The 15,281-nt window shown below is 55.0% G+C and carries 12 protein-coding genes; 1 reads left to right on the top strand and 11 read right to left on the bottom strand.

What is annotated here, in order from left to right:
• Positions 1-209: 209 nt before the first annotated feature.
• Positions 210-1,787 (bottom strand): glutamine-hydrolyzing GMP synthase, encoded by a 1,578-nt coding sequence (guaA, locus tag ACRCWW_RS06885; RefSeq protein WP_438681741.1) that lies wholly within the window; start codon positions 1,785-1,787, stop codon positions 210-212.
• A gap of 67 nt (positions 1,788-1,854) precedes the next feature.
• Positions 1,855-3,321: an IMP dehydrogenase gene (gene guaB, locus ACRCWW_RS06890; protein ID WP_404658424.1), complete on the bottom strand. Its 1,467-nt coding sequence runs from the start codon at positions 3,319-3,321 to the stop codon at positions 1,855-1,857.
• Positions 3,322-3,482: 161 nt separating this feature from the next.
• On the opposite strand from guaB, the gene xseA reads away from it, so the two are divergent.
• A complete protein-coding gene (xseA, locus tag ACRCWW_RS06895) occupies positions 3,483-4,853 on the top strand; it encodes an exodeoxyribonuclease VII large subunit (protein ID WP_438681742.1) in 1,371 nt (456 codons plus the stop codon).
• A gap of 81 nt (positions 4,854-4,934) precedes the next feature.
• Here xseA and ACRCWW_RS06900 read toward each other — a convergent pair whose 3' ends face one another.
• From ACRCWW_RS06900 to rodZ, 9 genes are all read right to left on the bottom strand, one after another.
• Positions 4,935-5,156, bottom strand: coding sequence for a zinc ribbon domain-containing protein (locus tag ACRCWW_RS06900; protein ID WP_438681743.1), 222 nt, complete (start codon positions 5,154-5,156; stop codon positions 4,935-4,937).
• 50 nt (positions 5,157-5,206) lie between these two features.
• Entirely contained in the window at positions 5,207-6,298 is a 1,092-nt protein-coding gene (locus ACRCWW_RS06905) for a Gfo/Idh/MocA family oxidoreductase (RefSeq protein ID WP_438681744.1), read from the bottom strand.
• A gap of 62 nt (positions 6,299-6,360) precedes the next feature.
• Complete coding sequence (locus ACRCWW_RS06910; protein WP_438681745.1) at positions 6,361-7,914, bottom strand: peptide MFS transporter; 1,554 nt, start codon at positions 7,912-7,914, stop codon at positions 6,361-6,363.
• 325 nt (positions 7,915-8,239) lie between these two features.
• Positions 8,240-9,718 (bottom strand): ribosome biogenesis GTPase Der, encoded by a 1,479-nt coding sequence (gene der / locus ACRCWW_RS06915; protein WP_438681746.1) that lies wholly within the window; start codon positions 9,716-9,718, stop codon positions 8,240-8,242.
• Between the two features lie 85 nt (positions 9,719-9,803).
• Positions 9,804-10,982, bottom strand: a complete 1,179-nt coding sequence (gene bamB / locus ACRCWW_RS06920) for an outer membrane protein assembly factor BamB (protein WP_438681747.1) — start codon at positions 10,980-10,982, stop codon at positions 9,804-9,806.
• 10 nt (positions 10,983-10,992) lie between these two features.
• Complete coding sequence (locus ACRCWW_RS06925) at positions 10,993-11,613, bottom strand: YfgM family protein (protein WP_438681748.1); 621 nt, start codon at positions 11,611-11,613, stop codon at positions 10,993-10,995.
• Positions 11,614-11,646: 33 nt separating this feature from the next.
• Positions 11,647-12,921 carry a histidine--tRNA ligase gene (hisS, locus tag ACRCWW_RS06930; RefSeq protein WP_438681749.1) on the bottom strand — a complete coding sequence of 425 codons (1,275 nt, stop codon included), beginning with the start codon at positions 12,919-12,921 and terminating at the stop codon, positions 11,647-11,649.
• Positions 12,922-13,013: 92 nt separating this feature from the next.
• Entirely contained in the window at positions 13,014-14,135 is a 1,122-nt protein-coding gene (gene ispG / locus ACRCWW_RS06935) for a flavodoxin-dependent (E)-4-hydroxy-3-methylbut-2-enyl-diphosphate synthase (RefSeq protein ID WP_438681750.1), read from the bottom strand.
• A gap of 26 nt (positions 14,136-14,161) precedes the next feature.
• On the bottom strand, positions 14,162-15,187 hold the full coding sequence (gene rodZ, locus ACRCWW_RS06940) for a cytoskeleton protein RodZ (RefSeq protein ID WP_438681751.1): 1,026 nt from the start codon (positions 15,185-15,187) through the stop codon (positions 14,162-14,164).
• Between the last annotated feature and the right edge of the window lie 94 nt (positions 15,188-15,281).

The raw sequence follows: 15,281 nt of genomic DNA on the forward strand, positions 1-15,281 counted from the left end.
GTTACGCAGAGAATCGTAACGGGATACCAAATCAAGTGCCTGTCCAATGAGCATAAAAAAATCCGGAAACGAGTGAGCGTTTCCGGATTCTTACACAGCCACTGGATCGGTCAACTGATCCTTAACTGATCGGCATTACTGATGAGCAGAGGTTTTGATTTTGTAGGCCGGGTAAGCGTCAGCGCCACCCGGCATGTCTCATGTGGACATCATTCCCACTCAATGGTAGCAGGTGGCTTACCGCTGATATCGTACACCACGCGGGAAATGCCGTTCACTTCATTGATGATGCGGTTGGACACGCGACCGAGGAAATCATACGGCAGATGCGCCCAGTGCGCGGTCATGAAGTCGATGGTTTCGACGGCACGCAGGGAAACCACCCAATCGTATTTACGGCCATCGCCCATCACGCCCACAGAACGTACTGGCAGGAACACGGTGAACGCCTGGCTCACTTTGTTGTACAGATCAGCTTTGTGCAGTTCTTCGATGAAGATAGCGTCAGCGCGGCGCAGCAGGTCGCAGTACTCTTTCTTCACTTCGCCCAGCACACGCACACCGAGGCCCGGGCCCGGGAACGGGTGGCGATAAAGCATGTCGTACGGCAGGCCCAGTTCCAGGCCAATTTTACGCACTTCATCTTTGAACAGCTCACGCAGCGGTTCAACCAGACCCATCTTCATCTCTTTCGGCAGGCCGCCCACGTTGTGGTGAGATTTGATGACGTGTGCTTTACCGGTCGCGGAAGCGGCAGATTCGATAACGTCAGGATAGATAGTCCCCTGCGCCAGCCACTTCACGTCTTCCAGCTTCAGTGCTTCTTCATCGAACACTTCGACGAACACGCGGCCGATAATTTTACGTTTCGCTTCCGGGTCATTCTCACCCGCCAGCGCGTCGAGGAAGCGTTTTTCGCCTTCCACGTGAACGATGTTCAGACCAAAGTGGTCGCCGAACATGTCCATAACTTGCTGGGCTTCATTGAGACGCAGCAGGCCGTTATCCACGAACACGCAGGTCAGGTTTTTGCCGATAGCGCGGTGCAGCAGCATCGCGGTAACGGAAGAATCCACGCCGCCAGAGAGGCCGAGGATCACTTTATCGTCGCCCACCTGCTGGCGAATACGCTCAACGGCGTCGTCGATGATTTTGGCTGGCGTCCACAGCGCTTCACACTGGCAGATATCAATGACGAAGCGCTCGAGCATGCGCAGACCCTGACGGGTGTGGGTCACTTCCGGGTGGAACTGCACGCCATAGAAGCGTTTTTCTTCGTTAGCCATAATGGCGAACGGACAGCTCTCAGTGCTGGCAACGGTGACGAAGTCAGCCGGAATAGCAGTCACTTTATCGCCGTGGCTCATCCACACGTCCAGCAGCGCTTTACCTTCTGCGGTCAGGGAATCTTCGATGCCGCGAACCAGGGCGCTGTCAGTCTGCACTTCAACCTGTGCGTAGCCGAACTCACGTTCGTTAGAACCTTCAACGTGGCCGCCTAACTGCATAGCCATGGTCTGCATGCCGTAGCAAACGCCAAACACCGGCACGCCAGCCTGGAACACGTATTCCGGCGCGCGCGGGCTGCCTGCTTCAGTGGTGCTTTCCGGGCCGCCGGAGAGGATGATGCCGCTCGGGTTGAACTCACGAATCTGAGCTTCGGTAACGTCCCAGGCCCACAGCTCGCAGTAAACGCCCAGTTCACGCACGCGGCGCGCAACCAGTTGGGTGTACTGAGAACCAAAATCGAGGATAAGAATGCGATGCTTATGAATATTGTCGGTCATTGACGGTAATTCCAGGGCAAGTGAAACAAAATCAAAGCGCCCGGCATTAAGCCGGGCGCGGAAATAATCAAGAACCCATGCGGTAGTTCGGGGACTCTTTGGTGATCGTCACGTCGTGTACGTGGCTTTCCTGAATGCCCGCGCCGCTGATGCGGACGAACTCAGCCTGCGTGCGCAGCGCATCGATAGTACCACAGCCGGTCAGGCCCATGCAGGAGCGCAGGCCGCCCATCTGCTGGTGAATGATCTCTTTCAGGCGACCTTTGTACGCCACGCGACCTTCGATCCCTTCCGGAACCAGTTTGTCAGCTGCGTTATCGCTCTGGAAGTAACGGTCAGATGAACCTTTGGACATTGCGCCCAGAGATCCCATACCGCGGTAAGATTTGTAAGAACGGCCCTGGTAAAGTTCGATTTCACCCGGGGATTCTTCAGTACCGGCCAGCATGGAGCCCACCATCACCGCTGCTGCACCCGCAGCAATCGCTTTCGCGATATCACCGGAGAAACGAATACCGCCATCGGCGATAACAGGAATGCCTGTGCCTTCCAGCGCTTCAACTGCGTCAGAAACGGCGGTGATCTGAGGAACACCTACGCCAGTTACGATACGAGTGGTACAGATAGAACCAGGGCCGATACCGACTTTCACGGCGCTTACGCCAGCGTCAGCCAGAGCACGAGCACCTGCGCCAGTCGCTACGTTACCACCGATGATTTGCAGGTTCGGGTATTTAGCACGGGTTTCACGAATACGTTGCAGAACGCCTTCGGAGTGACCGTGAGAGGAGTCGATCAGCAGAACGTCAACGCCAGCGGCAACCAGCGCATCTACGCGCTCTTCGTTACCGGCACCTGCGCCAACGGCCGCGCCAACGCGCAGACGACCCTGCTCATCTTTACAGGCGTTAGGTTTACGCTCTGCTTTCTGGAAATCTTTTACGGTGATCATGCCGATCAGATGGAAGCTGTCATCCACCACCAGCGCTTTTTCAACGCGCTTTTCATGCATTTTCGCAAACACGACTTCACGCGCTTCGCCTTCGCGTACGGTCACCAGACGCTCTTTCGGAGTCATGTAGACGGTAACTGGCTGGTTCAGGTCGGTGACGAAACGCACGTCGCGGCCGGTAATGATGCCCACCAGCTCGTTGTTTTCGGTTACCACCGGGTAGCCTGCGAAACCGTTGCGAGCGGTCAGCTCTTTCATTTCAGCCAGGGTTGTGGTTGGCAGAACGGTTTGCGGGTCGGTTACCACGCCAGACTCATATTTTTTCACGCGGCTAACTTCTTCCGCCTGACGCTCAATAGACATGTTTTTGTGAATAAAGCCGATGCCGCCTTCCTGCGCCAGGGCAATGGCCAGGCGTGCTTCAGTCACGGTATCCATGGCTGCGGAGAGCATAGGAATATTCAGACGAATAGATTTAGTCAGTTGGGTGCTGAGATCAGCAGTATTCGGCAGAACAGTGGAATGAGCGGGAACGAGGAGGACGTCGTCAAACGTCAGTGCTTCTTTGGCGATACGTAGCATGGGCAATATCTCTACCTGGGTGGTTAATAAATATTGCCGTGGCATTATACAGAGCGTAATCGGTTGCATCCACACTTTTTTGCAATTAATCCTTGCGATTACCTCTGAGCAGGTTACTATCGACTGAATAACCTGCTGATTTAGAATTTGATCTCGCTCACATGTTACCCTCTCAATCCCCCGCAATTTTTACCGTCAGCCGCCTGAATCAGACGGTACGACTGCTGCTTGAGCAGGAAATGGGCCAGGTGTGGATCAGCGGCGAAATCTCCAACTTTTCCCAGCCCTCCTCCGGTCACTGGTATTTCACCCTGAAAGACGATAACGCCCAGGTGCGCTGTGCAATGTTCCGCAACAGCAATCGCCGGGTAACGTTTCGTCCTCAGCACGGCCAGCAGGTTCTGGTTCGCGCCAATATCACACTGTATGAACCGCGCGGCGATTATCAGATCATCGTCGAGAGCATGCAGCCAGCCGGGGAAGGTTTACTTCAGCAGAAATACGAGCAGCTGAAAACGCAGCTTTCTGCGGAAGGCCTGTTCGATCAGCAATTCAAGCAGCCACTTCCCTCACCCGCGCATTGCGTGGGCGTGATCACCTCGAAAACCGGTGCCGCGCTGCACGATGTTCTGCATGTCCTTAAGCGCCGCGATCCGTCGCTGCCTGTGGTGATTTACCCCACGGCCGTTCAGGGCGAGGATGCGCCAGCGCAAATTGTTCGTGCCATCGAACTGGCGAATCTGCGTGAAGAGTGTGATGTGTTGATTGTGGGTCGCGGCGGCGGCTCGCTGGAAGATTTGTGGAGCTTTAACGACGAGCGAGTCGCCCGGGCGATTTTCGCCAGCCGCATTCCGGTGGTGAGCGCAGTCGGTCATGAAACAGACGTCACTATTGCAGATTTCGTGGCAGATTTACGTGCCCCCACCCCTTCTGCGGCGGCTGAGATTGTCAGCCGTAATCAGCTGGAGCTGCTGCGTCAGGTGCAGTCAGCACAACAGCGGCTGGAAATGGCGATGGACTATTTCCTTGCCAATCGTAACCGTCGTTTCAGCTTGCTGCATCATCGTTTGCAACAGCAGCATCCGCAGCTTCGGCTGGCGCGTCAGCAAACCGTGCTCGACAGACTGCGCCAACGCATGAACTTCGCGCTGGATAATCAGCTGAAAAAGGCCACTCAGCGCCAGCAGTGCATGACGCAGCGACTGAATAATCAAAACCCACAGCCACGTATTCATCGTGCGCAGACTCGTATTCAGCAACTGGAATATCGTTTGTCGCAGGCGATTCGCGCCCAACTTGGCAGCACACGTGAACGTTTCGGCAATGCCGTGACGCATCTGGAAGCCGTTAGCCCGCTCTCGACGCTGGCTCGTGGCTACAGCGTAACCACCGCCGCCGATGGCAAGCTGGTAAAACAGGCCAAAGAGCTGAAGGCGGGAGAAACGCTGACGACGCGTCTGGCAGACGGCGTGGTGGAAAGCGAAGTCACCAAAATCACGCCGGTGAAAAAAACTCGCGCCCGTAAAGCATAAACACGCTGCCGGGCGGCACGTTGTTTGCCCGATCTACGCGGGTTCTGTAGGCCCGGTCAGCGCAGCGCCACCGGGCATTATTTATTGCGTCGCGACCACAAATTCCACGCGTTTTTTCGAAATCAGTCCGTGTCCGTTCTGACAGAAATAGTCCACCGCTCCGCAGGCTTTTAACACTTCCAGTGGCTTGTGGCAGTCCGGGCAGAGCGCGGTCAGCGTGAAATCCTGCGAGCACTTCGCGCAATGCGCCTTATCGCCCTGCTGTTCCAGCGGGCCATGGCAAACCGGGCAAGTCAGTTCCATCGTTAACTCCAAAGTCAGGCTGATATCATCGGGCTATTTTATCACAGCCCTCAATGCGGACCGCGCAGTTGCTGCTGTAATTGCAGTAAAGCGGTCACTTCTGCGATACGACGCTGCGTGAACTGGCTTATCTGCTGCGGCGCGCGACGAAACAGGCTGTTCTCCCCCAAAATCATGCGTTGCAGACAGCGTTCATAAACCGGGCCGCTCAGTGTCCAGCGTTGTAACGTTTCGCCTTTGGCTAATTCCAGCACTTCTCCGGTGGCGCTGCGATCCTGACTCAACACCGTGCCGTCTCGCAGAGTCAGGCGAATACCCTTTTGACCGCCAGACGGCCCGGCGTATTTATTCAGCCAGATATCAAAAGGAACGCCGCTGATCTCACCTTGCAAGTGCGCGCGCCCTTCCGCTGTGATGAGGTCGCCTTGAGCAATCGGCTTGCCCAGCCTGTCACTGGCCTCTGTCAGAGTAAGCACTAACTGATTGTTCGCGCCTGCCGCCGCAAGCGTTTCATGCATCATCGCCAGCACGTGAGTACCGATATCCACAATCACGCCGTCCGGGTGACGTAGCGTGCGGGTATCCGGTTCGCCGGTGGCAAAATTCAGCGCTATCGGTTCGCCCTGCTCGTTAAAACCGCTTGGCTCCAGCAGGAAACCCTCGATTTTTACGATATCGGCAAGAGAGGCCGCAAATGGATTCAGGGCTGAAGCGCCAGCTTCCGGTTGCCAGTCGTTCTCCAGCTTGCCGCGGATCAACTGCGTGACGCCGTCGCGCGCCATCCAGTGATCCAGCGCCAGTACACGGTCACGATTTTCAGGCAAGGCCAGCAGTGCCTGAAGATGCTCAAGCTGTGCGAGGCTCGCGGCAACGGGTTTCTCTACCACAATGCGTGGAATATCTGACTGAAGCGCCTGCTCTAGCACGGGCAAATGCCAGAGTGAGGAGGTGGTGATAAACAGCGTATCAAGAGGCTCGGCAAGAAGTGCGGCGAGAGAAACGCTGCGGTTGACGCCGTGGGGTTGTCGTTCAGGCTGAATATCAAACCCTGAACAGCGTAAGGAAGAATCAAAGAGGCGGCGTAGTGCGGGTAAATACGCTGTCTCCACGACAGCACCAAGACCAATAAATCCTGCGTGCATCTTTCACCTCGTTCATTTGATTACCGGGGGCCTATCCTACCCCCGGCAAGTCAAAATGACACTCAGGCGTTGGTTACAGGTTTTTGCTCAGGCTTAGTCTGAACGTTTTCGAGCATCCTGCGCACCGGCACAATGAGGATGATCAGCACCGCTGCGCAAATCAGCAGGGCGATTGAGCAGCGGGCAAAGAGATCAGGCAGCATATCCAGCTGATCCGCTTTTACGTGCCCGCCAATCAGACCTGCTGCCAGGTTGCCCAGTGCGCTCGCACAGAACCAAAGGCCCATCATCTGGCCGCGCATTCTTTCCGGTGCCAGCAGCGTCATGGTCGCAAGCCCTATCGGGCTCAGACACAGCTCACCCAGCGTCAGCATCAGAATGCTGCCCACCAGCCACATCGGAGATACGCCCGCACCGCCGTTGCTCAGCACGTCCTTTGCGGCAAGCATCATCAGGCCAAAGCCCGCGGCCGCAAACAAAATGCCGATAACAAACTTGGTAATACTGCTCGGGCGCACATTTTTACGCGCCAGCATCGGCCATGCCCAGCTGAATAAAGGCGCCAGCAGAATAATAAACAGGGCGTTGATGGACTGGAACCAGACCGCCGGGATCTCAAAATTACCGATCATGCGGTTGGTGTAGTCGTTGGCAAACAGGTTAAAGGAGGTCGGCTTTTGTTCGAATGCCGACCAGAAGAATGCCGCAGACACCAGCAGGATAAAGCAGACCAGTAATCTGGCGCGCTCTTTTCGGGTCAGGCCTGCAAACGCAAACAGATAAATAAAGTACAGCGCGACCGACGCCGCAATCACATAAACCAGCGTACTGGCAACGGCGACAGGGTTGATGACAATCACGCCCATCGAGATCAGTGCGACAATAATTGCCACACCAGCGGCCAGTGCCAGCAGCCAGCCGCCCACGCCGTTTTTCTTCACTACTGGGCTGTTCCAGGTGGAATCCAGACCCACCTCGCTGTCGTAGCGTTTCATCGACGGAACGGCAAACACGCGGAAGATAACCAGCGCCACCAGCATCCCGATACCGCCGATACCAAAGCCCCAGTGCCAGCCGTGGGTTTTAATCAGCCAGCCGGAAATCAACGGTGCGATGAACGACCCCATGTTGATGCCCATATAAAACAGCGAGAAACCGCCGTCACGGCGTGCATCACCCTTTTTATACAGAGTGCCCACCATGACCGAAATACAGGTCTTGAACAGGCCAGAGCCGAGCACGATAAACATCAGGCCGATAAAGAACAGGCTGTCGCCCATCATGGCGGACAGAGCAATCGACAGGTGACCAAGCGCAATCAGGATGGAACCGTACCAGACCGCTTTTTGTTGCCCTAACCAGTTATCGGCCAGCCATCCACCTGGCAACGCAGCCAGATACATGCTGCCAGCGAAAATGCCGACGATAGCAGAAGCGTTTTCACGCGCCAGCCCCATGCCGCCGTCATAGACGGTCGCCGCCATAAACAGGATCAGTAAAGGACGAATGCCATAGAACGAGAACCGCTCCCACATTTCCGTGAAAAACAGTGAACCGAGCGGATAAGGATGACCGAAGAACGTTCGGCTTTCGTTTTTACTACCAGAGGAATACATAAACTCTCCCAACTAAAGATGTTGTCGCGTTTGCAAGCACCGATTTGCCCGTCAGCCAGTTATTTATCCGGCCGTTCATTGACAATCGGCGAAGTATTATTTAACCATTTCGTAACCTGACGCCAGCTTTATCTGATGAGCGGCCAGGGACTTTAAGATGAAAACTCGACGTTTGTCTATTTTCTTAGATTTTATGTTGGCACAAAAGGGATAGTGATTGACATTATCAGGACTAATACAAACCGCAATAATGTGTGAGAAAGGCGAATGAAAAAGCCCGCATCAATGCGGGCTTGGGCAGAACGCGGCAACTCGCGATGTCGCGTTATTTGCTTTTCTTGATGTGCTTAATCAGGCGTTTACGTTTACGCATCTGGTTTGGCGTCAGCGTGTTGCGCTTATTGGCAAACGGGTTTTCGCCTTCCTTGAACTGAATGCGGATAGGCGTGCCCATCACGTCCAGTGATTTACGGAAGTAGTTCATCAGATAGCGTTTGTAGGAGTCCGGCAGGTCTTTCACCTGGTTGCCGTGAATCACCACAATCGGCGGGTTGTAACCGCCAGCATGCGCATACTTCAGCTTCACACGACGGCCACGGACCAGCGGTGGCTGGTGATCGTCGGCTGCCATATTCATGATGCGGGTCAGCATCGCGGTGCTCTGACGTTTGGTTGAGCTGTCGTAAGCTTCGCGAACGGATTCAAACAGATTACCCACGCCACTGCCGTGCAATGCGGAGATAAAGTGCACACGCGCAAAGTCGATAAAGCCCAGACGGAAGTCGAGGGTTTCTTTGACCTGCTCACGCACTTCGTTGCTCAGGCCATCCCACTTGTTGACCACGATAACCAGTGAGCGCCCACTATTGAGGATAAAGCCCAACAGCGAGAGATCCTGATCGGAAATGCCTTCGCGGGCATCGATAACCAGCATCACCACGTTGGCGTCTTCAATCGCCTGCAGCGTTTTGATAACGGAGAATTTCTCAACGGTATCCGTGATTTTACCGCGCTTACGCACCCCGGCGGTGTCGATCAGAACGTATTCACGTTCGTCGCGCTCCATCGGGATGTAGATGCTGTCGCGAGTGGTGCCCGGCATGTCGTAAACGACGACGCGGTCTTCACCAAGGATACGGTTTGTTAGCGTTGACTTACCCACGTTCGGGCGGCCAACGATAGCCAATTTAATAGGCAGGCTGCGCGGGTCGAAATCGTCTTCCGGCTCTTCCACTTCTTCGCCATTCTGCTCGGCTTCGAACTTCGCCCAGTATTCAGCGTCTTCGTCCACTTCTTCCGCTGGCGCAATTTCTTCCATAAACGGCAGCAAGGCTTCTTCAATCAGGCTGGTGACACCACGGCCGTGTGAAGCAGCGATCGGGTGAATATTGCCTAAGCCGAGCGACCAGAAATCGGCCATCGCCTGATCCGGATCGATGCCGTCGGTTTTGTTTGCCACCAGGAAAGTCGGCTTTTCACGTGAGCGCAGGTGTTTGGCAATCGCCACGTCTGCAGGCATCAGGCCTGCACGGGCATCAACCATAAACAGCACGACATCCGCTTCTTCAATCGCCAACAGGGACTGTTCCGCCATGCGGGTTTCCACACCTTCTTCGGTGCCGTCGATACCGCCGGTATCGATACAGATAAACTCGCGGCCTTCCACTTCAGCACGACCGTACTTACGGTCACGAGTCAGACCCGGGAAATCCGCGACCAGCGCATCTCGTGTACGCGTCAGGCGGTTGAACAGCGTGGATTTTCCAACGTTAGGGCGCCCGACAAGCGCGACCACAGGTACCATGTTAAATGCCTCATTAATTCTAAAAACAGTAAAACGGCCCCTGCTTCAAACAGGAGCCGTCTTGCAATGCAAACCGCAAAAAGACTTAGCGCGTAATAGCGTACAGCGTGCCGTCTTTCGCCTGGATAACCAGTTGACCGTCAGCCTGTACGGGCTCGGTCAGGAAACCAGAGCTGTCTACTTTTTGCTGAGCGACAAAGTGTCCGTCCTGCGGATCCAGCCAGTGCATGTAGCCTTCGCTATCACCAACGACCAGACTTCCATTATACAACACCGGAGCGGTCAGCAGGCGGTGCAGCAGATCGCTTTGCGTCCAGAGCGTTACGCCACCGTCAGTGCTGAGTGCCAGCACACGGTCATTCTGATCGACCAGATAGATGCGGTTGCCTTCAACAACAAAATCGTTCACCGAACCCAGTTCACGTTTCCACATGATCTGGCCGCTGCGCAGATCTAGCGCCGTCAGGTTGCCGTTGTAGGCCAGCGCATAAACAACGCCATCTACGATAACCGGCGTGGTGTCGACATCGCTAAGACGATCGATTTCGGTTGGGCCGGTGGCCTGAGAAATACGTTGCTGCCAAATCAGCTGACCTTGTTGCATCAGCACGGCGTTAACGCGACCGTTATCCCCCCCGACAATCGCCGCACCAAAGGCCGTAGCCGGTGCTGATTCGCCACGCAGAGAGAGCGCAGGCATATCGAGGTTAACCGTCCACTTAATCGCGCCGTCGCTTTCATTCAGCGCCTGCAACTGACCGTTGCTGGTGTGAATCAGCACCATGCCATCGCTGACAACCGGGCGAGACAGGGCTTCGCCGGCAACGCGAGTTTGCCAGGCAACGCTACCGTCGCTGCTGTTCAGAGCATAAACCTGAGCTTTTTCAGATCCGACATACACGTGGCCACCGGCAACGGTAACACCGCCAGAAAGCAGCGCAGGTGCACGAGAAAACCAGCCATCTTTTTCAGCCAGGTTCACAGACCAGACTTCTTTCCCGTCATTGGCGTTAACTGCCTTCACGGTACCTTTACGGTCTGCCGCGTATACGTTGCCATCGGCAATCGCCGGATGCAGGTTAGAGTAGAAATCACCAATACCGCTACCCACGGACGTGCTCCAGGAGGTAGACGGCGTAAACTGGTTTTCAACCGTTGGCAGCGGGGACATTTTGACCACGTCTTCTTCGCCGCTAAACAGTGAACAACCGCTCAATAACGTAACAGACAGCAGTCCTGGCAAAAGTAATTTACGCAATTGCATCGAGTCCCTCTCAGATGGACAAATTATTCATTTTCATGCGCATCATTTCGCTGAGCGCAGGTGAAGCATTACTTTTCACGCCAGCTTCCCAGGCGGCGCGAGCCCCCTGCTTATCGCCTTTGCTTAACAGAATCTCACCGCGTAAATCCGCGACGATGGCAGCCCAACCTTCCCCTTTAATGCCTTCGAGGGTTTTTAAAGCGGCATCAGGCTGTTTCATCTGCAGCTGTACACGGGCCAGACGCATGTTGATAACGGATTTCAGGTTATCGTCAGAAGCAGCGGCTAAGCCAAGCTGCAACTGCTTTTCTGCTTTGTCCAACTGGTTAGCATCAACAAACTGCTGTGCCAGTTCGAGCCCGGCAAATGCCCCGTAGGTGTTCTTCTCGCTTGCCGCGAATTTTTCCGCAGCAGCAAACGTTTCTGGCTTATTCGCCTTCACCGCCGCCACGGCATTTTCATAGGCCTGTGAAGACTCACGGGAGGTATTTTCCTGATGCGAGTTCCAGTAGCGCCAGCCAACCAGCGCCCCAATCCCCAGAATCACGCCTACCGCCAGCGCTTTGCCATTCTCAGCAAAGAAATTCTTAATGGCGTCGACCTGTTCGTTTTCGTTACTGTAGACTTCCACGCAGTTCTTCTCCTGAATAATTTTCCCGGGCGATTAACCCAGCAATGTGCGCAAATGCGCGGCAACGCTGTCCTGCGTTACAGTCGTCTGCTCACCAGAGCGCAAATCTTTCACCACCACATTGCGGTCTGCCACTTCAGATTCGCCCAGTACCAGTGCGACGCGAGCGCCCCATTTATCAGCACGGGCAAACTGCTTCTTGAAGTTACCACCACCATGGTTGGTCATCAGCTTGATGCCAGGCAGCTCATCGCGTACCGCTTCCGCCAGACGCAGCGCGGCTGACTGAGTATCGGCACCAGAAGCGACCAGGTATATATCGACAACAGGATCGGCTTTAAATTCCGGATTAACAGCCTGAACCAGCAAAACTAATCGCTCAAGACCCATCGCAAAGCCGACAGCCGGCGTTGCACGCCCGCCTAATTGCTCAACCAGACCGTCATAGCGACCACCGGCACAAACAGTGCCCTGAGAACCAAGGCTGCTGGTTACCCACTCAAACACAGTGCGGTTGTAGTAGTCGAGGCCACGAACCAGACGCTGATTCACGGTATAGGCGATGCCTGCCGCATCCAGCAAGGCACAGAGGCCGGCAAAGTGTTCGCGAGACTCTTCGTCAAGATAATCGCCAAGCGCTGGCGCGTTATCCAGCAACGCCTGCACGTCCGGATTCTTGGAATCCAGCACACGCAGCGGGTTGGTATACATGCGACGTTTACAGTCTTCGTCGAGCTTGTCTTTGAACTGCTCAAGATAAGCGACCAGCGCATCGCGATAGCTCGCACGCGCTTCCAGAGAACCAATGGAGTTCAGCTCCAGGCTAACATGCTCAGAAATGCCCAGCGCACGCCACCAGCGGGCCGTCAGCATGATCAGCTCGGCGTCAATGTCCGGGCCTTGCAGGCCAAACACTTCACAACCCAACTGATGGAATTGGCGGTAACGCCCTTTCTGTGGACGCTCGTGGCGGAACATCGGACCGATGTACCACAGACGCTGTTCCTGATTGTACAGAAGACCATGTTCGATGCCGGCGCGTACACAGCCCGCAGTGCCTTCAGGACGCAGGGTCAGGCTGTCGCCATTACGGTCCTCAAAGGTATACATCTCTTTTTCAACCACGTCGGTGACTTCACCGATAGCGCGCTTGAATAACGGGGTCTGCTCTACAATCGGCAAACGGATTTCGCTGTAACCGTAGCTGCCGAGCACCTGTTTCAGTGTGCCTTCAATGCGCTGCCAAAGAGCGGTATCGCCCGGCAGGTAATCGTTCATGCCGCGAATGGCTTGAATGTTTTTTGCCACGTTTTTTCTCTTTATAGATACAAAAATGAACCCTGACGCCGGTGCGTCTGCGGGTTCAATCATACACGGGAAGCGCGCGGCTTCCCAATACGTTATTTTGCTTCGATCTGCTGAACGTCAATGCGACGAGCTTCGTCGAGGATGCTGGCTTTGGCACGAATACGTGCTTCAAGCTGGCTAATCATATCGTCGTTATCCAGACGATCTTTACGCACGCCGTCTTCGTACAGGCCGCTTTTCTTATTGCCGCCGGTCACGCCGAGTGTGGAAACCAGTGCTTCGCCAGGCCCGTTCACAACACAACCGATAATGGACACATCCATTGGCGTGATAATGTCTTCCAGGCGCTGCTCCAGTGCGTTAACCGTACCGATCACGTCAAATTCCTGACGTGAACAGGTTGGGCAGGCAATGAAATTGATCCCGCGCGCGCGGATACGTAGCGACTTGAGAATGTCGAAGCCGACTTTGATCTCTTCAACAGGATCTGCCGCCAACGAGATACGCAGCGTATCGCCGATCCCTTCTGACAGCAGTAAACCCAAGCCGATCGCCGATTTCACAGCGCCAGCACGAGCACCACCCGCTTCGGTGATCCCCAGGTGCAAAGGCTGATCGATTTGCTTCGCCAGCAGGCGGTAAGATTCCACCGCGAGGAACACATCAGAGGCTTTCACGCTGACTTTGAACTGATCGAAGTTCAGACGATCAAGATGATCCACATGACGCATGGCCGATTCGAGCAGCGCCTGAGGCGTTGGCTCACCATACTTTTCCTGCAGATCTTTTTCGAGCGATCCGGCGTTCACGCCGATACGGATAGGAATATTTTTGTCACGTGCACAGTCGACAACCATGCGAATACGTTCTTCGTTGCCGATATTGCCCGGGTTGATACGCAAACAGTCAACGCCGTATTCAGCCACTTTCAACGCAATGCGGTAGTCAAAGTGGATATCAGCAACCAGCGGAACATTTACCTGCTGCTTGATGAGCTTGAAGGCTTCCGCCGCGTCCATCGTGGGAACGGAAACACGAACGATATCAGCACCGACGCGTTCAAGCGCCTTGATCTGGTTGACCGTGGCTTCCACATCAGTGGTACGCGTGTTGGTCATGGACTGTACGGCGATAGGAGCCCCATCGCCAACAGGCACGTTCCCAACGTAAATACGTGTTGATTTTCTACGTTGAATTGGAGCCTGGTTATGCATGAAAAATCTCCCGCGGTGCGCGTTTGTTACTGAGCCTGAGCCGGCGATTGTTCGGCATTAAGGGTCAAACGTGCAACCTGGTTTGTTCTGATAAAGCGGCTCAGATCAACCGGCTTACCCTGGAACTGGATCTGAACCGCTGCAGGTGCGCCAATTTTGAGTTTGTACGGAGCCTGACCGGCTAAATTGAGCGTACCGTCTTTACGTTGCAAACCGCTGAACAGTTTTTTGCCCGTAGAGTCGGTCACTTCCAGCCAGCAGTCAGCGTTAAAATTCATCACCAGCGCGTTAGCGTCAGCCGTTGGCGTTACGCCAGCCTGATCGGTCGGCAGCGGAGCGGCAGGGTTTGCGGCTGGAGCAGCGGTATTCGCCGTTGCCGTGTTGTCGACGTTTGCCTGAGAAGGCGAAACAACGGCATTGTTTTGAGCGTCAGGCGCAGCCGCTGGAGCGTTGTTCTGTGCTGTTGCGGCAGGCGCTGCGGTTTCTGGTGCAGCCGTCTGAGCATTATCAGCCGTCGCATCGGGAGCCTGAGTTTGCGTACCGCTGGTATCCAGCGGCACATTTTGGCCGCTATTGTTGTCGTTCGCATTCAGCTCAGCGCTGGATTGATCGGCCATGGTGGTGATCTCTTCCTGCTGCGCCTTGTGGTTCTGCCACCACCATGCGCCCGTCAGGCCAATCACCACAAACAGCACCAGCCAGGTGAAGCTCATTAACCAGCCGTCACGTTTTTTGCGACGTTTGCCCAGAGACATATTCTGCCCCATGGTCACTTTCGCGGCCCGCGCTGGCATCTCTTTTGCCATCATCGGCAAAAGTTCTTCTTCAGGAATATGGACAAGACGGGCGTAGGAACGGATATAGCCTCGCAGGAACGTTGAAGCGAGCTCGGCAGGAGCCTTGTCGTCCTCAATGTCACGCACGGTGGAAACCTTCAGGCATAAGCGTTCGGCAACAGCTTGCTGGCTGAGTCCGAGTTGTTCACGGGCATTACGCAGACGCGTACCCGTAGTTTGTGCTGCTTGTTGATCTTGAGTGGCTTCAGTATTCATTCGCTACAGCTGCTGGTACGTAAATTTAAGGTTCTGGTGCGAGGTGAACCTGCACCGCGAAACATCTGATTGCCCGTCATCAGACAGACAGTAT

It is taken from the genome of Scandinavium sp. (assembly GCF_051650185.1).
GTDB lineage: Bacteria > Pseudomonadota > Gammaproteobacteria > Enterobacterales > Enterobacteriaceae > Scandinavium.